The 16,444-nt window shown below is 67.8% G+C and carries 14 protein-coding genes and 1 pseudogene; 6 read left to right on the top strand and 9 right to left on the bottom strand.

The genetic code is table 11. The annotated features are described in order from the left end of the window. Positions 1-550: 550 nt before the first annotated feature. The gene (locus AB0A90_RS03510; RefSeq protein ID WP_357241017.1) at positions 551-1,195 is read right to left on the bottom strand and encodes an NAD(P)-binding domain-containing protein; all 645 of its coding nucleotides are present in this window, start codon (positions 1,193-1,195) and stop codon (positions 551-553) included. 48 nt (positions 1,196-1,243) lie between these two features. Continuing rightward, on the bottom strand, positions 1,244-1,588 hold the full coding sequence (locus AB0A90_RS03505) for a helix-turn-helix domain-containing protein (protein ID WP_357241014.1): 345 nt from the start codon (positions 1,586-1,588) through the stop codon (positions 1,244-1,246). 361 nt (positions 1,589-1,949) lie between these two features. Here AB0A90_RS03505 and AB0A90_RS03500 point away from each other — a divergent pair. From AB0A90_RS03500 to AB0A90_RS03490, 3 genes and pseudogenes are all read left to right on the top strand, one after another. After that, positions 1,950-2,063, top strand: a pseudogene (locus AB0A90_RS03500) (hypothetical protein); the annotation flags it as partial. A gap of 747 nt (positions 2,064-2,810) precedes the next feature. Further along, positions 2,811-3,104, top strand: a complete 294-nt coding sequence (locus AB0A90_RS03495) for a hypothetical protein (protein ID WP_357241011.1) — start codon at positions 2,811-2,813, stop codon at positions 3,102-3,104. A 1,294-nt stretch (positions 3,105-4,398) separates the two neighbouring features. Then, positions 4,399-4,626: a hypothetical protein gene (locus AB0A90_RS03490; protein WP_357241008.1), complete on the top strand. Its 228-nt coding sequence runs from the start codon at positions 4,399-4,401 to the stop codon at positions 4,624-4,626. 104 nt (positions 4,627-4,730) lie between these two features. Here AB0A90_RS03490 and AB0A90_RS03485 read toward each other — a convergent pair whose 3' ends face one another. Together AB0A90_RS03485 and AB0A90_RS03480 are read right to left on the bottom strand one after the other, a co-directional pair. Further along, positions 4,731-5,336 (bottom strand): short chain dehydrogenase, encoded by a 606-nt coding sequence (locus tag AB0A90_RS03485; protein WP_357241005.1) that lies wholly within the window; start codon positions 5,334-5,336, stop codon positions 4,731-4,733. Then, a complete protein-coding gene (locus AB0A90_RS03480; RefSeq protein WP_357241002.1) occupies positions 5,333-6,265 on the bottom strand; it encodes a helix-turn-helix transcriptional regulator in 933 nt (310 codons plus the stop codon). The genes AB0A90_RS03485 and AB0A90_RS03480 overlap by 4 nt, the downstream gene beginning before the upstream one ends. Before the next feature lie 331 nt (positions 6,266-6,596). Here AB0A90_RS03480 and AB0A90_RS03475 point away from each other — a divergent pair, with 331 nt between their 5' ends. Continuing rightward, positions 6,597-7,922 (top strand): sugar efflux transporter, encoded by a 1,326-nt coding sequence (locus tag AB0A90_RS03475; protein ID WP_357240999.1) that lies wholly within the window; start codon positions 6,597-6,599, stop codon positions 7,920-7,922. A gap of 134 nt (positions 7,923-8,056) precedes the next feature. On the opposite strand, the gene AB0A90_RS03470 is transcribed toward AB0A90_RS03475, so the two are convergent. Next, positions 8,057-8,401: a DUF1801 domain-containing protein gene (locus AB0A90_RS03470; RefSeq protein WP_357240996.1), complete on the bottom strand. Its 345-nt coding sequence runs from the start codon at positions 8,399-8,401 to the stop codon at positions 8,057-8,059. A gap of 237 nt (positions 8,402-8,638) precedes the next feature. After that, positions 8,639-10,591 (bottom strand): serine hydrolase domain-containing protein, encoded by a 1,953-nt coding sequence (locus tag AB0A90_RS03465; protein WP_357240993.1) that lies wholly within the window; start codon positions 10,589-10,591, stop codon positions 8,639-8,641. Between the two features lie 98 nt (positions 10,592-10,689). On the opposite strand from AB0A90_RS03465, the gene AB0A90_RS03460 reads away from it, so the two are divergent. Further along, positions 10,690-10,893 (top strand): hypothetical protein, encoded by a 204-nt coding sequence (locus AB0A90_RS03460; RefSeq protein ID WP_357240990.1) that lies wholly within the window; start codon positions 10,690-10,692, stop codon positions 10,891-10,893. Positions 10,894-10,947: 54 nt separating this feature from the next. Here the strand turns inward: AB0A90_RS03460 and AB0A90_RS03455 are convergent, their stop codons facing one another. Continuing rightward, the gene (locus tag AB0A90_RS03455; protein WP_357240987.1) at positions 10,948-11,598 is read right to left on the bottom strand and encodes a CGNR zinc finger domain-containing protein; all 651 of its coding nucleotides are present in this window, start codon (positions 11,596-11,598) and stop codon (positions 10,948-10,950) included. A 291-nt stretch (positions 11,599-11,889) separates the two neighbouring features. Here AB0A90_RS03455 and AB0A90_RS03450 point away from each other — a divergent pair, with 291 nt between their 5' ends. Further along, positions 11,890-13,113 (top strand): MFS transporter, encoded by a 1,224-nt coding sequence (locus tag AB0A90_RS03450; RefSeq protein WP_357240984.1) that lies wholly within the window; start codon positions 11,890-11,892, stop codon positions 13,111-13,113. Positions 13,114-13,261: 148 nt separating this feature from the next. Here AB0A90_RS03450 and AB0A90_RS03445 read toward each other — a convergent pair whose 3' ends face one another. Then, complete coding sequence (locus AB0A90_RS03445; protein WP_357240981.1) at positions 13,262-14,668, bottom strand: glycoside hydrolase family 6 protein; 1,407 nt, start codon at positions 14,666-14,668, stop codon at positions 13,262-13,264. 97 nt (positions 14,669-14,765) lie between these two features. Next, a complete protein-coding gene (locus AB0A90_RS03440; RefSeq protein ID WP_357240978.1) occupies positions 14,766-15,986 on the bottom strand; it encodes a DUF418 domain-containing protein in 1,221 nt (406 codons plus the stop codon). Positions 15,987-16,444 lie beyond the last annotated feature (458 nt).

Raw genomic sequence — 16,444 nt, 5'->3', positions numbered from 1 at the left:
TACACGGCGACCACACCGGGCCGGTCGGCGACCATGATCATTAACTAGGGCCGACCTGGAGTGGCACGGATTGACCCGGGGTGACCTTCGGCTATGTGCGGCTGCCCATCGACGAGACCGGCCTGCGCGTCGCCCCGCTGTACACCGAGCCACGGGTGGCGGTGCTGCCCGCCGGCCATCGACTCGACAGCCGTGTTCTACTCCCACCCGGAAGTCAGCTATGTGTCCGTCACGGACCTGGCGCCCGACCAGGTGTGCCTCGCGGTGGCGGCATTCCGCACCTCACCGGTGGTCAGCGACTTCCTCGCCACGACCCTCGGCCACATCCATCGATGGTCACGATGGCGACGCCGACGCCAGCACCGCACCAAAACAGCCCACTACCAGCGAAGATGCCGACTCCACCAAATGCGGCTGGAGTACTAAGCACGGGTCGTCCTTCGGCCCGGAACGCCCGCTCATACTTGACGACTGCGCGTCCGAGTAGACACATCTCGACGGGCTGCCCGATAGCTCTGCGGCTGTGGCCAACGATGTGCCGGCGATTCAGCTACGCATCGATGCTGTGGGTGGCCCGATCCACGAGGTTGAAGACCGTGTACGGATCACGCCCGCCGAACAGCAGCGAGATCACGATTGCTGCCATGGCCTCGAGGTGGTGCGCGTGTCGGAGGTCGCCGATCGGCAGTGGTTCGCCGCCAAGGTCGGTGATGAGCTGCCGGGTCATGTCCAGTGCGGCGGAATGTTCACCGCAGTAGGGGACCACGAGACGGCGATTGTCGAATACCGGCGGTTCCATCTGCCACACGAGCGCCTGGCAGAGGTTGAACGCCTTGACGACGTGACCGCCGGTGGCCGACTCGATCTGCTGTGCCATCGACCGGCCGGGTTCGGTGACCAGTGTGAAGTGTTCGATCTCGACTGCGTTGTTGCAGTCGACGATCGGTTTGCCGCGCAACCCGTCACCGATCTCGGCCAAGGTTGCCGGCATGCCTTGGTAGAGGACCGCGATCAGCGCGATGTCGCCGAACTCGGCCACCTCCTCGAAGCTGCCGGCGCGGGTGCCCCACTTACGGGCCAACGCGTCGGCCTTGACCGCCGTCCGGCCCGCGATCATCAACTCGTGGCCGGCCGCCGCCCATCGGGTGCCGAGCGCATCGGCCATCACTCCGGCACCAAGAACACCTATCTTCATGACAGCGACGTTAGGCAGCCGTGGGGCACTATCCGGTTCCCCGCCTGGTCAGCTGCCGTCGTCGACTGCAAGGTCGTCGGCATGGTCCTCGGCCCACCGAGCGAGGACCGACACCGGCCCGAGCAGGCTCTGCCCGAGGTGGGTCAATCGGTACTCCACGCCCGCAGGCGCGGTAGCCAAGACTCGTCGCTCCACGAGGTTGTTGCGCTCCAACTTGCGCAGTGTCTGAGTGAGCATCTTCTTGCTGATCCCGCCGATTCGATCGCGAAGATCGCTATAGCGGTGCGGACCACGTCCCAGCCCGAACACCACGACCACCGACCAGGTGTCAGCCACCAGTTCCAGCGTCGTACGGGCAGGGCAGTCAGCGAGAAACACGTCGTAGTCACTCACGCAACGCCCACCTTCGCTTCTCGTCATGCCCTCCGGCGGTCAGCCCAGGGCCTGCTCGAGCATGGCAGAACCGCTTGGCGCAGTCGGCCGTCGCATCCTTCGCTTCCCCACGCTCGCCGCCAAGGCGGGGCGGCGGTGTCCGTAGCCGCGATGAGCGCACCTTGGTCGATGTCCGCTCGGGCGACCCGTCGTCACTCGGCATTACCGTCATCAGTGACCCGGCTTCGGGCCGAGGGCAGTGCCATGGGAGGACGTCAGCAACAGCCGGCACGACAGCGGCTCCGTCGACTGCCTCAAAGCCCCTGTCCCAGGGTTCAACACATCAAGATCGACGTCATGCACGTGAAGGATCCCGGCTGGGGAACCAGTGACCGTGGAGCGGGACCTGGCCCGGTTCAAGAGGGGCGTGGACCAGCGCTGGGGCGAGCTGGTGTACGACGGCCTGTGGTTCTCGCCGTTGAAGGACTCACTCGACCCCGTCGCCTGCTCGAACGGGGCATACGGGCTCAACAATGCCCAGTCTCCCGGGGAATAGTGCACGGGCGCGATAACACCCTCCCACCAGTACTGCGCACGACCGGCTGACCGAGCGTCCGGCGGGGCGGCGCCTTGCCCGTGCGGGAATTGAGCTGTCCGTGTTCACTGCCGCCGACGTCCGCAGTACGCCGGGCCGCGGAAGCTGATCAACATGCTGAACTCACCTCACGGATTGCAGCTGTGATTGCGCGCTTACCACGCGGCGGCTCTGACGGTCTACGCCTGCGGTTGAGCTGGCTCGGTATCCGGACACAGCCGATGAGCGTGGACTCGCGGGCGCGCTGTGTGGGAGAACGCCTCATGCTGTGACGGAAGTTGCGTGACCGTCGCCCTACCGTCTGTTGCAGGTCGTCCGGTCCGGTCCCCCCGTGCCGGACGCGACCGGGCGGCGGCGGTTGAAGCGACCTGCGCACGCCGGTGTGTGCCAGCACCGCCGCCGCCCAACCCCCCATTGCGGGCGGGGGCGGACCTGGGGTGCCCCCGCCCCTCCCCGGGCAGGAGGGGCCAGACGGATGTGGCCATGCAGAGGTCGACGTGAGCGCCCGGTGCCGCTGTTGGACCAGACAGGCCCGGCCACCCTCTACGGTCGGCCACCCGCTGCGCCGCCGGCCCGCCCTTCCGACGCGGCAACACCGAACCCGCCGCCCGCCGGTGATGCCAACGACACCCGAACGGACTCGCCGCGGTGAACCGCCCCGTGGTCATCGCCGGCCTGAAGCCGCAGAAACCGATCGAGCACGCACCCAACAAGCCCGGGTGGGACTGCCTTCAGTGCGAGCAGCCGTGGCCTTGCGCGCCAGCGAAAGTGACGCTGTCGGAGCTGTATCAGGGAGAGGCGCAGGGCCTGGCCATGAGCTTGGCCGGCTACTACTACGACGCGGCGAATGACCTCCCTGGTACGCCGCGAGAGGAGTTGTATCAGCGGATCGTCGCCTGGTCCCGCCCTACCTGTTCGAAGATTCGGTTCGCGCGCAGATGATCCGCACCGCGAAGGCGATCATTGACGATCACTGGCCGAACCCGGACCGGTGCCCCATCTGCAACGTGGCCGCGTGGCATAGCCCGCAGCAACGCGGCCTACTACCTCGAAGTCGTGGGTGAGCCGGTGTACGAGCCCGAACTGTTGACCCGGGCGGCCTGAAGCATTGGTGCGCGGGTTGCCGATCCGGCCAACCCCTGGATCTGGGGCACGATTGCGCTCGGGTGATGGTCGTTGATGGCCGGGAGGTGCCGTGCTGCTGCCCCGAGCCGCACGCACCACCCGGTGATCTGGTTGTCGCGAGCATGATCGCGGACCTGCACCGCAACGACCGTGCCTGTCACCAGTGCGCCCCCGACGGCTGCGAGCTGACCGATTGGAGCCGACCCCGGTTGGAGGCGTTCCGGCGGGAAGTCGCTGCCCGCCGTCGATGACCCTGGGACGACGAAAGGCGCCCCGCTCCACCGACCGCGATGTGCGGCTTGGCGGAGCGGGACGCCTTGGTTTTCGAGTCAGGGTTTGCGACCAACTTCAGAATCCGCCGCCCGGATTACCTGTTCAAGGCGGCATGACGACGCACTAGGCACCCTTTGTGGACCGGATTAGGCGCAAGAGAAAGTAGTTCCGCCATACTCCAGATAACCCTCCCAGACCCAGCCGTACACGGTATTCCGCGTACGCAGGTAGGTCCAGTAGCCGCTATCGTCATCGCCCCAGCGCCAGCAATGGTAGTCGACCTTATTGCCGACGCTCGCAAAACCCACCACCCCACACTCCCAGCTTGGGCCGCTGCGAAGGTGGACGCTTTCGGTGAAGTGATATCCGTACGGATTGAAGTCCTGGTCCGGCCCCGTACGAGACTGGCAGGCTGCCGACACTGCTGCGGCTGACGCAGGAGTTGTGACCCCCGCCAGCAGGCGCCACTGTCGCCCTCCGCCCATCGATGAGATTCGAAGCTAGCCCGCTTCGATTGTGACCTCAAGACAACGAGGCCGCTATCTCTGTCCCGAACAGTCCCGAACAGTCCCGAACACGCCTCGGGCAGCCATCACTCCGCATGTCGCCGCCGGCAGTGGCCGTTCGTCTCGTTGCTGTCCACCAAACCCGCAGCCCGTCAGACAAGAGCTTGGGGCGACGGTCGTGGGCAATACCAACCTTCGATTTGCCTGTCGCAGACGGTGAACGGACGGCGGAAACCCCGACAAGAGGCTGTCACTCCTCCGCCTCGACCTCTCGAACCGTCGCCGCTACCGACTGCACGGCGTTGGCATTCCAATGGTTCTAATACCCGACGTTGCCATCAGACATCACCCGGGCGATCCGGGCAGCGGTACCGCTCGGCGCAGTGCTCGACGGTGAGCTGATCGTTTTCGAGCGCGGGCGCACCAATTTCGCCCAGTTGCAGCGGCGCGTCACCGCCGGCCGCGGACTTCTCCGCCTGGCCCACGAATGCCCCGCCCACTACGTGCTCTGGCAGGGAGTGACCCGCGTTGACCTGCGTGGGCGCGACACCCTGTTCTGATCGACACCGATCGTCAGCGGCTCCAGTGCCACTCGGACGGGCGGCAGCCCGGCGCGTTCAGCCGTGATGATCGTGACGACGACGTGTGAGCGCGAGTCGCGTGGTCAGCCGTACGCCCGGATGATGCGGCCGGTGTCGTCACCTTCCACGCAGTGCAGGTAGTGGCCGACGAGTTCGTCCATCGGCACCGGACGCATGCCGGGGAAGTGTTCGGCGAAGGCGTCGAGGGAGTCGCCGATCATCGTGGGGCTGACCACGTTGATCCGCATACCCCGCGGTAGCTCGATCGCGGCCGACAGGCCGAAGCTGTGCAGGGCGCCGCTGATGACGCCGCCGCCGGTGACGTGCGGCCATGCTTGGTCGGCGAAGATACCGGAGGTCAGGGTGAACGAGGCACCGTCGGCGCAGTGGTGCTGGCCGGTGAGAACCAGATCTGCCTGCCCGAAGAACTTGGCTCGCATGTTTTCGAACAGCGCGTCGGATGTCAGCGTCGTGAACTCGTCGAGCGCGCCGTGCGCTGCGATGCTCACGACGCTGTCGACCGCCCCGACCTCGCGGTACATGGCCTCGATGGTCGAGTGCGAGGTCAGGTCGACATGGACGTCACCCGAGGTGCGTCCGGCCACGACAACGTCGTGGCCGCGCGATCGCAACGCGGGCACCAAACGTCGCCCGATGGTGCCGGCGCCGCCGACGACGACGATCCTCATCGTGCTTCCTCCTTCCGGGACAGGGTTCCTGGCGCGACGCGTCGTACGAGGCTCTGTGCCAGCAAGGTGAGCGCGTCGGCATCAGATGTGCCGGGACGCGCGTAAAACAGGCCGATCTGCTGGTCATCGTCAGGGAGGGTGACCGTCTCGTTAGCCAGAGTCACTCGCCCGACGATCGGATGGTCGAGTTCTCGTAGGTAGTACGAGCACGTTCGGACGGGGCGCCGCGCCCACATTCGCGCGAACTCCGGGCTGTCGACGGCGAGTTGGCCGACGAGCTGTTCGAGCACTGGGTCGGCCGGGTGCCGCGCAACCGCCTGATGCAGGGCCGCGACGGTGACCTGCGCCTTGGCGTGCCAGTCGCAATACAACGCGCGATGGTGCGGGTCGAGGAACAGCATTCGGGCGATGTTGGGCCGAATCCGCAGGTCCGGGGCGTCGACGTCGACATGGCCGGCCAGCAGAGCGTGTCCGAGGCGGTTCCACGCGAGGACGTCGGCGCGGTGATCGATCACGATCGCCGGTGTTGCAGGCAGGGCGGCGAGCAGTTCACGTACTGAGGGCCTGAGCTTGCTTCTACGGGCACGAGGACGAGTCGGTCGTCGCGGAGCAGCAAGGATCCGCAGATGTTCGTGCTCCGCCGGAGAGAGCTGCAACGCCGCGGCCAGCGCGTCGATGACGGCGGCAGAGGCGCTACCACTGACCCCCTGCTCCAGTCGCGTGTAGTAGCCGATACTTACCCCGGCGAGTTCGGCCAGCTCTTCCCTGCGCAGTCCCGGGACTCGCCGACGAGTGGCGCCGGGCTCGATACCCGCAGCGTCTGGCGTCAGGCGTTCGCGCCGGCTACGTAGAAAGCCGCCGAGATCGTTCGTGCCTTTGTTGACCACCAGCTCATCGTCGCGCCGATCGCCGATCTCCGCCTGCCCCAAACAGGGACACCTTCGCGGACCTCCGCGTGTTGCCTACTCCTCCCATGAACGGCCCTTTGCACACGGGTAAGATCAAGAATGAGCTGGCGCCGCAGGGCGTGGACGAAGTTCCGGCCGCGGAGAACACCGCACCGCCGACGCCGTCAGACTCACCGCCGACCAACTCAAGCGCCTCGACTCGCTCACGCCCGCCGGCGCCCGCCACGACGAGGCCAACATGGCCTCGATCGACCGCTGAGCTGAGTACGGCGGCAGACGTGGGTGTGACATTCAGGTCCAGGCGCGTTGTCCTGATGAGTACGCCCATGCCCCACGCAACCTCGGAGAATTCGTGTCAGAAGCATCAGAGCAGGGCCGAGGTGGTCGTCATCTCATCGCTCTCGGCATCGTCTTCATCGCGGTCGGATTGTCCGCCGCGATGGCCACTCCCTACCTGACTCTGTTTCTCGACGAAGCGCTGGGTGCTGACACCGCTCGCATCGCGGTGTTTCTTGCTGCCGCACCGATCAGTGCCGTGATCGTCGCCAGCCTGTTCGGCCGCCTCTCCGACCGGTTGCCCCACCGCCGTGGCATTTTGCTTATCACCGCACTGGCCGGTGTCGCATCGAGCGGGCTCTCCGCGATCGTCCGTAACTACTGGCTCTTTCTCCTCATCACCGTGACGCTGACCGCCGTCGCCAACGCGGTGATGCCCCAGATCTTTGCCTACGCCCGCGAATCACTGGGCGGCGGTAGCAACGTCGCGATGCAGATGAGCACGTTCCGCATGCTCTTCTCCGTCTCCTGGGTGGCCGGTCCACCTCTTGCCTCGCTGCTGCTGGCCGCCGGCGGCTTCGCGATGACCTACGCCTTCTCCGCACTGATGTACGTCACGGTCGCCGTCGTGGTCCTGGCGGTCCTGCGGCGGCGACAACCGGCAACAGCCGAACATGATCACCTGCCGCACGCGGTGGAAGCCGCTACCTGGCACCCCGCTATCTGGTTGAGCGTGGGCGCCTTCACGCTTCTGTACGCCGCCAGCAATCTCGCCGTCCAAGCCCTACCCCTGTTCGTCCTGCGCGAGCTCGACGCGGGCATCGGCAGCGCCGGGCTGCTCCTGGGGCTCTGCGCAGGTTTGGAGATACCTCTCATGATCGGTTTCGGGTATCTCGCCACCCGCGTCCCGATACACCGGCTGCTCGTCATCGGCACTGGTTGTGGCCTCGCCTACATGGTGTCGGTCGCCTACGCCACCGATGTCTGGCAACTCATGGCCGCGCAGCTACTCAACGCGGCGACGGTCGCCGCCGTCGGTGGCCTCGGCATCACCTACGTCCAGGACCTGCTGCCCCGTGAACGGGGACGCGCCTCGACGCTCTACACCAACACCATCCCGATCGGTGCCCTCCTCGCCGGCCCCGTCCTCGGTGCGGCACAGCAAACCGGCTACCGCGTGTCATTCGTCATCGGAGCGTTTCTCTATGCCGGCGCAGTACTGCTGCTGTTCCTCACCAATTTCCTGAACAGAACTCGCCTGCCCAAGACGCCCGGCCCTGCAACTCCCGTCATCGACCAGCGAGCCGCCGGGCCGGACAGCACCGACAGCGACGCCCCAACGGAGGATTGGTCTGGCACGGCCTCATCCGGCGCCAAGGAGTTCACCCGGCACGTGTCCTGATCACCGGATCCACCGACGGCATCGGCCCGTGCCGCTGCTGAGCGACGACCACGAGGTCGTCGTACACCGGCGGGTGCTGGAACGCCGGACCGGCCGGACGGACGCCGGCCGGCACGATCGCGGCACGCCGGCAGCTACAGGCCAGCAGTGGTCTTCTCCAGGATGCCGGCGAGTGCACCGAAGTCGACGTCCTGCCCTTCGGTGATGTCGACGGTCTTGCGCTCCCCCTTGCCCATCGCCCGGAGGAAACCCTTTACCTCGGGTACGTCCGTCGCGTTGAAGACCATGAACGAGACCTTGGCCTTGGCCACCGCGATGACGGCCGCGTAGTGGCCGTTCTTGAGGTAGTGCGGCTTGCCGTACTGGAGTCGTTCGTCCACGCCCGGAACCGTCTGGTCGATCATCGCGCGAAGCTTCTCGCAGACCTCGACCTGCCACGGCTGCGCCTTGTTGATGTACTGGGTGACCTCGTCGTTCACTAATTTCTCCCTCATCGGTGCTCGCTGGTCTTGCACACGTGCCGTAGCCGAGGGTCGGTGACCGCCTCGCTCCCACCCTGCAGTGCCAACCGCCTCGGGCGAATCCTCCCGCGGTACCCCCCGGCCCGTCTGCCCCGTTGCGGGCTGAGCCACGTCGGCAATCTCTCCAGGCAGCGACTCAGCCACCTTGCGGTGCCGCCCGGTGATCGGGTGAGCTGCGGCGTGTGCCCTGCGCCCTCAGCCGATGGGGGTTCCGATCAGGTTGTAGGTGAAGGCCACCATCAGATAGCTGATGGCAGCGACGGTCGTGATCGTGTACGCCATTCGGCCCTGGACGGTCCACCATCGCCTGGCCCACGCCGCTCCCGTGCCGGCGATCATCACCGCCGTTGTCGCCACCGCTATTGCGTTCAGGGACAGCAGGACCGTCAGCACCACCGAGCCGAGCACGACCGATTCGGTGAGGGCGTTCATGTCTGACGCCAGCACGGCGAGCCAGCCGATGAATACCGTCGTCAGTCCGCCGGTGAGCCACGCTGCTACCCGCGCCGCTTGCGCCCAGCGCGAGTGCGCCGGCCTGCCCTTCCGCTGTCGTACCAACGCCAGGATCGGGAGCCAGAGGAACGCCACCAGCAGGACCATCACGCCGGCCCCCAGCATGATCTGGTGCAGGGTCGGCGACGAATACCAGGCCAGTTTCGTGAAGGCGACCGTCGGGTCGTCCGACATGAACAAATTGCCCTTGCCGTCGAAGGCGATCTGAGCCTGGCCGGCTTGCTCCTGGAACAGTCCCGTGCCGATCGGGTACCAGTGCTGGTCGCCCGCGTTCGGATTCAACGACAGACCGCTCGTGGTCAGCGAGCCGCCGGGGGCCACGGCGACGGTGACCGTCGAGAGCAGCGCCACCACCTTCGTCACCTGGGTGTGGCTGATGCGGTTGACCCGATAGTTTCCCGCCAGACCGGACGTGTCGATCCCGCTGACCGCCTTCGGTGCTGGACTCGTGTCCGGGACGTAGCGGTCGACGATCTGGTGGATGAGGTCCCTGCCGCTCCAGCTCGCGACGCCGTTCGTCCCGTCGCCGTTGTAGACCACGTAGATCCCGATTTTCTGGTCGGGCAGCATCGCGAGATTGGCGTGGAAGCCCGGGACGTCGCCGTTCTTGAACAGCAGCGGCTGTCCGTTGCGCGGCGCCTGCTGCAGCATCCAGCCCATCCCCGGCAGACGCGGGTCCATCGTGAAGTGCTGCTGCCGCAGCGATTGGGCGACGCCCGCGCCGAGCCGTGGGTCGTCGGCCATCTGGGCGATCATGAACGTGCCCATGTCGGTCGCGGTGGCCACCGTGCCCGCCCCGGTCGGTGACCACGCGCCGTACTGGCCCTTTTCGCGGACCTGACCGCGACCTACGGGACGGTAGCCGACCGCCACGTGCGCCTGGATCGCGGCCGGATGCGGCTGAACGAATGTCGTGCCGCTCATCCCCAGCGGTCCGAAGACGTGGTCCTGGACGTACTGTGCGAACGGCTGGCCGGAGACGACCTGCGCCAGATATCCGGCCAGTGCGACGCCGTAATTGTCGTATCGCGCCAGGGTTCCCGGCGGGCGGACCCGGTCGGGCTGGTGCGCGGCGAGGTATTCCCCCAGGGCCGGCACGGCTGCGGGGTCGGCCACGGCGACCCCCCGCGGGTCGTCGTCGAAGCCCGCCGTGTGGGTCAGCAGATCCGCCACCGTGACCGGGTGCCCGGGGTAGGTGTCGCGAATCTTGAAGGCCTTGAGGTACGTGTTCACGTCGGCGCTCGGATCGAGTTTGCCCTGGTGGATCAGCTGCGCGGCCGCCGTCGCCGTGAAGATCTTGGCCACCGAGCCGGTGAAGAACACGGTCGAGGCCGCATCGACAGGCGTTCGGGCGGGGACGTTCGAGACGCCGTATCCCTTGGCGAAGACCTGCTTTCCGCCGGCTACGACGACGACCGCAGCGCCAGGGATCCGGTCCCGTGCCAACTGGGTCGAGACGACCTGGTCCACCAGCTGCCCGATACCGGTTAGCTCGGAGGCCGGTGCTCCCGCCGGCGCCACGGCAGGGTAATCCCGGGTCACGAGCGCCGCGGAGGCCGCCGAGAGAGGAACGAGCGCCAAAGCCCCAGCGCTAACCCCGGCGACCAGCATGCGCATCGGGCGGGTCAGGTGCATACCCCGAGCCTTCCGAAACGGCGGCCGGATACCGATCATGCTGGCACTCGTCTACGGGGTAGGGCTATCCCTACCGAGCCGCCGACCGAGCGTCCGAGATGGAGAAGGACCACCCGGGATGTGGACCAGCCGCCAACCCCACCCCACACAAGGCGGTCGGGCCGAGGTGGAGGTCGGGCGGCGATCCGGCAGGGCGCGGCTTCGCGGAGCGGGTGCCGCCGGAGGCCGGTCCGGAGTTCATGCAGGCCCTGTTGCAACGGTTCCGGATGAGCTACTACAGGTTCGTCGACGAGAGCGGCTGAGCCAGGAGGTCCACCGGCACGACAGGCCGCTGACCCGCCACCCTTCGTCACTGCCTACGGGCCGGCTGTCCGGGCGGCACGGCGACGTTCGGTGAGCCGTCGTGCCTTTACCGCGTTACCGCAGTCGGCCATGCGGCACCAACGGCGGGAACCGCTGCGGCTCTGGTCGAGAAACAGCCAGCCACAACCGCCCTCGAGCACCGGGCAGCGGCGTACCCGGGTCAGGTCGGCCGTCAGCATGACATCGAGGGCGGCCGCGGCGATCCGGTCGGGCACCACCATGGCCGGCACCGTGCCGTAGGTCAGCCGCACCCGCGACGAGTCGAGCACGAATCTCGCTCGGGCGGCAGCGCCGGACCAGCGCTGATGGAGTGCGACCAACGCGGCTCCGGCCGCGACCGGGTCACCTGCCGTGCCCGCGTCCGCGTCGGTGATCGTCGCGAGCAGCACGAGATGCAGCGCCTCACGAATGTCCCGGACGGCGACCACTCCCGCGTGCGCCGCCGCGGGCTCGTCGCGCCACGCACGGCCAATCTCGTCGACCTCCGCGTCGCTGATCACGCCCACCCGGACCGACCAGCGCAGCAGAGCGGAGCTGTCGGACAGGAAGTCGTGCGGCGACGCGCCCCCTCGCTCACGTGTGTTGACCAGATCGAGCACAGGGTGCCCACCAACCAACGGTAGCTGGCACACATCGAGGGGCATGCCGAGAGGCTACCATCTAAGCCCTCCGGGGCGGTTGCGGCCGATTGGAGTAGAGCCGGGTGAGCGCGGTGAGCCCGGTGAGCCCGGTGAGCGGCCACTCTGGAGAACGGCGTCGGCCCATGCCACGGCGAGGAATTTCCGACTGTCTATGCTACCTTCAAAACCCGTTTTGTTGGAATCACGCCCGTGCAGCAGCGATGAGTGATGCCATCGAGATGATCGAGGGCTTCCCGCGTACCGCCTGCCTGGCTGTTTCCCGCTACGCCTTGTCCAGGATCTGGGAGGTAGCCAATGGCGCACCAACGACGCGCGGCCTATGCCCTCGCCGCGCTGTCCGCCGCCACTTTCTGTTACGTCACCACCGAGGTGCTGCCGATCGGGTTGCTCACGCTGATCGCCCCAGACCTGGGCCGCTCCAGATCCGAGGCCGGTCTGCTGGTGACCGGGTACGCCGTGGTGGTCATGATTGTGGCGCTCCCGCTGACCCGGGTCACTCGGCGACTGCCCCGGCGCCCACTGCTCGCCGGCTCCCTCGGTGTGTTCGCCGCGGCGACGACGGTGTCGGCCTTCGCGACCTCCTACGAGGTGCTGCTCGCCGCGCGGCTGGTGTCCGCCACCACCAACGGGGTCTTCTGGGCGGTGGTGTTCCCCGTAGCGATCTCGATGTTCCCCGCGAACATCCGCGGCCGCATCGTGGCTCGACTGTCGATCGGCAACGCTCTCGGCCCGGTCCTCGGCGTACCGCTGAGCACCTGGTTGGGCGGGCAGGCCGGATGGCGGGCCGCCTTCCTCGCGATGGCCATCCTCGGCTTCGTCACCTGCATCGCGGTCGTCCTTCTCCTGCCGCGCGACACGGCGCAAGAGAGTGCGGGCAGTTTCGGACCCATGCCGGATCGGCCCCGCTTCGTCGTGCTCCTCGTCGCCACCATCCTCGCGGTCACCGGCGCCATGGGCGCGTTCACCTACATGACCGTCTTCCTCCTCGACGTCAGCGGGTTCGCCGCCGCATCCCTCGGCCTGCTGCTCTTCGTCCAGGGCTCGTTCGGCGTCGCCGGCACCTGGGCGGTCGGCCGGGTCCTGGACCGGTTCCCGATCGGTGTCGTGCTGGGCCTGCTCGGGCTCATCACCGCCGCGATGCTCGGCCTCTACGGGGTGGGAGCGAGCAAGGCACTGACGATCCCGTTGCTCGCCGTGGCGGGGATGTCCTTCAGCTCGCTGATCGCGGGAATCCAGCACCGCATCATGCAGGTGGCCCCGTCGACCACCGACATGGCATCGGCCAGCCTCAGTGTCGCGTTCAACGTCGGCCTCGCCGCCGGCTCGCTCATCGGTGCGGGCCTGCTGGCGACGTTCGGGGTACGCGTCATCCCGTTGTTCGGTGGCCTGCTGACGGCCGCGGCGTTCGCGCTGCTCGCCTGCCACGAGACGTCCCGGAGAGGGAGAAGCCGACACCGGGAAACCGGCAGTCGCCATCCCGACCTACCACCGGTCGGACAATCCGTAGCTGCTGCTTGAGTCCGTGCACCGGAGCAACTGAGTCGACGAGTCCTTCACGCCCATTGGGCCCGGCCGTCATTCCGGCACCGGCCGGCCCGTACCGCAGGACGCGCACGAGCCCGGCGCGGAAAGGTCCTCCGCACCGGGCTCGTGACATCGGGTGGGGTCAGCTGGCCGCACAGATGGCCGACGCGCCCGGACCGGTGCCGGTGCCCTGGAAGCCGAAGCTGGTCGACTGTCCGGCGCCGACGCTTCCGTTGTAACTCACGTTCGTGTACCTGATGGTGCCGCTGGTGCCGCTGGCCTGGGCGCTCCAGACGCCGGTGACCGCGGCGCCGCTGGGCAGCGTGATGGTCGTGGTCCAGCCGTTGATGGCCGCGGATCCGGCGGTGACCGTCACGCTCGCGGTGAAGCCGCCGGACCACTGGTTGACCGCCACCGACGCCGAACAACCGTTACCGGTCGGCGGCGGGGTGGTGGGGGGAGCCGTGGTCGGCGGAGCGGTCGTCGGCGGAGCCGTGGTCGGCGGAGCCGTGGTCGGCGGCGCCGTGGTGGGCGGGACCGTGGTCGGCGGCGCCGTGGTGGGCGGATTGGGCACACCGTTGGCCAGGCTGTAGGCCAGGTCGGGCTGGAACGATCCGGCCGTGTAGCGGCAGCCGTCGGCCTCCCCCGGCGGCTTCACCCAGAGGTACGCGTCGATGTTGCTGTCGCCGGTGTTCGTCGTCGGGTACTGCCCGATGCGCCGGTCGCTGTTGTCGTCACCGCACCAGTCGCCGCTGGCACCGCCGTTGCGGCTGGTGTCGATGACCTGGCGCTTGCCCGAGAGGCCCATGCCGTTGAGGGAAGAGATGACCGCCCGGCCGAAGTTCGCCTCGTTGGCTGTGGAGTTGTAGTTGGACACGTTGCTGAAGAAGCCGTCGGCGTACTGCACGCCGGCCGCCCGGAGGCGGTTGGCCGTCTCACCCGCGCCGTTCCAGGTGGAGTGCCCGGCGTCGAGGTACACCTTGGCGTTGGGGTTGCCCGACTTGATGGTCCGGGTGGCCGTCGAGATCGCCTGGTTGCGCGCGTTGATCTCGGCGCTGCTCAGGCACGTCAGCAGGGCGAGCGAGTCGGTTTCCAGGATGATGATGACCGTCTGGTTGCCCAGTCCCCGGGCGAAGTTGGACACCCACGTCTGGTACTGGTTGAGGTCCGGCGCCCCACCCGCACTGGCCCCGCCGCAGTCCCGGTTGGTGATCTCGTACACCGCCAGCACCGGGATCTGCTGCGCCGCGTTGGCCGCGCCGATGTACCCGGACACTTCGGACTGCACCGTGGAGGGGTTGAAGTTGGCGAACCAGCGGGCCTGCGGCTGACTCGCGATCTTGTCGCGGATGACGGCGGTACGCGAGTCGCCGGGGTTGGCGGCGACCCAGCGTACGACTGCCGAACTCGGGTCGCGGTAGAGCGATCCGGACAGCGTGCCCGCGGAGGCGCTGCCGACGGTGAGGCAGACGCCGACAGCGGTGGCGCCCGCGACGGCCGCCAGGCTGGTGGCCACCGATCTGCGGCGGAGCGAGGAGAGGATAGCCACGACGTGTTGCCTCCTGGTCACATAGACGTTTCCAAGTGTGTGGGAGCGTTCCCATGGACGGTAGCGGAGGCACGCGTCGCTGCCAAGACGTGGAGACCTATCGATGCAGTACCGGGCTGCGGTCGGTCGCCCGCAACGGCGGCCACTGCCGCTCGGTCCAGGCCCGCAACACCCACTCCATCGGCCCGTACCGGAACCGCGCCATCCACGCCGCGCTGACGGCAAGCTGCACACCGTAGATCGCGACCGCGATGAGGACGACGACCGCAGGTGCGACGCTGCCGGCGAGGCCCAGACCAACTCCGGTGAACACCAGCACGCAGAGCAGCGACTGACCCAGGTAGTTCGACAGGGACATCCGTCCGGCCGGCGCGAGCACGGCGACGACCCGCCGCCCCCGGTCACTCCTGAAGAACTGGAGCACGCTGGCCGCGTACGCCGCCGCGAGCAGGGGCGCGGTGAGCACGCCCGCCGTCAGACCGGTCAGGTTGGCGGTGCCCCCGCCCGAGGCGAAGATGACGCCACCGGCCAGGCCGATCGGGTAGCCCACCTGCTGCACCCGGCGCAGGAGCTGCCGGTTCTCGCCAATGGTGGCGAGGAGCTTGCGCCGCCCGGCCACATAACCGAAGAGGAAGGCCGAGAAGGCGAGCGGCCCCTGCACGAGGAGCGCGCCGAACATCGCCGGCAGTTGGCGTACGTGCTCGGCGATCACCGAGCCGAACCCACCCTGCAGCGCCTCGGTCGACCGCTGCCCGGCCGCGAGTGCCGTCGCCGGATCGGTGACCAGCTGCACCCCGCCGGTGGCGGCGAGCGCGAGGACGAAGCCGATCCCGCCGGTCACCAGCACGGCGGTACGCAGCGCGGTCCCGACGGCGACTCGTCGCATGGCGAGCAGGATCAGACCGAGCAATGCGTACGTGGTCAGGATGTCGCCGTGGAACAGCAGCACCGCGTGCAGGATTCCGAGCACGAAGAGCCCGGCCAGTCGTCGCCGGAATCGTGGGGCGAAATCGACGTTGCGCCGTGCGGCGGAATCGAGCTGGAGCGTGAAGCTGTAACCGAACAAAAAAGAGAAGAGCAGGTACGCCTTCATCGCGAAGAGCGCCTCGACGAGCCACCGGACCGCCTGGTCACCCCACGAGTCGTGGGCGGGATCCGGAACCAGCTGGAAGGAATAGCCGTCGGCGAAGTAGGCGATGTTGACGATCAGGATGAGGAGCAGCGCCACGGCGCGCAGAGCGTCGACGTCGACGATCCGGGAGGGCGTACCGGCTGGTGCTCGGTTCCTGGCGGGCGGGTCTTCGATGGAAGGGTTCATTGGCCACCTCCGGAGCGACAGGAGTTGTGTTGGAGGACTCTCCTGCAACGCTAGGAAATGGGCCGTCCAGGTGACAGCCAGTGAGCGGGAAGGCCGCCGGTGGGGCAGGCCCTACCCAGGCTCCCTCCAGGCCGCAACCCGCCGGACACGGCATTGACATATTTCACTGTGCGATCTAGCGTCGAGGCGAATTGATTCGATGTTTGGCCGGGCGCTCCGGCACCGTCCGGCGGTCAACCGTTGGTGTTCGGGCAACCACGGTGTCCGTCGCCGACGATTCATCGACCAACTGGTCCCGCGTGGGCGGCGGGCCAGCCGCGGGAACCTCTGGCGATGAGCCGGCCGGGCGCCATGGGCACATCGCGTCCTCCAGGGTTTCCTCCGCCAGGAGTGCGGTCGGCGGGGGCGACGGGAGTGGCGCGTCATAGCGGCGTGGGTGTCGCCGTGGACCCCTGCGC

Origin of the sequence: Micromonospora sp. NPDC049204, assembly GCF_040647935.1 — a bacterium.
In the GTDB taxonomy this organism is placed as follows: domain Bacteria; phylum Actinomycetota; class Actinomycetes; order Mycobacteriales; family Micromonosporaceae; genus Micromonospora.
This window is presented reverse-complemented; position numbering and strand designations above follow the sequence as displayed.

Excerpts from the sequence above, each read along its gene's own strand:
- AB0A90_RS03510 (WP_357241017.1), bottom strand. The coding sequence starts at position 1,195 with ATGAAGATAGGTGTTCTTGGTGCCGGAGTGATGGCCGATGCGCTCGGC.
- AB0A90_RS03485 (WP_357241005.1), bottom strand. The coding sequence starts at position 5,336 with ATGAGGATCGTCGTCGTCGGCGGCGCCGGCACCATCGGGCGACGTTTG.
- AB0A90_RS03465 (WP_357240993.1), bottom strand. The coding sequence starts at position 10,591 with ATGCACCTGACCCGCCCGATGCGCATGCTGGTCGCCGGGGTTAGCGCT.
- AB0A90_RS03460 (WP_357240990.1), top strand. The coding sequence starts at position 10,690 with ATGGAGAAGGACCACCCGGGATGTGGACCAGCCGCCAACCCCACCCCA.
- AB0A90_RS03455 (WP_357240987.1), bottom strand. The coding sequence starts at position 11,598 with ATGCCCCTCGATGTGTGCCAGCTACCGTTGGTTGGTGGGCACCCTGTG.
- AB0A90_RS03450 (WP_357240984.1), top strand. The coding sequence starts at position 11,890 with ATGGCGCACCAACGACGCGCGGCCTATGCCCTCGCCGCGCTGTCCGCC.
- AB0A90_RS03440 (WP_357240978.1), bottom strand. The coding sequence starts at position 15,986 with ATGAACCCTTCCATCGAAGACCCGCCCGCCAGGAACCGAGCACCAGCC.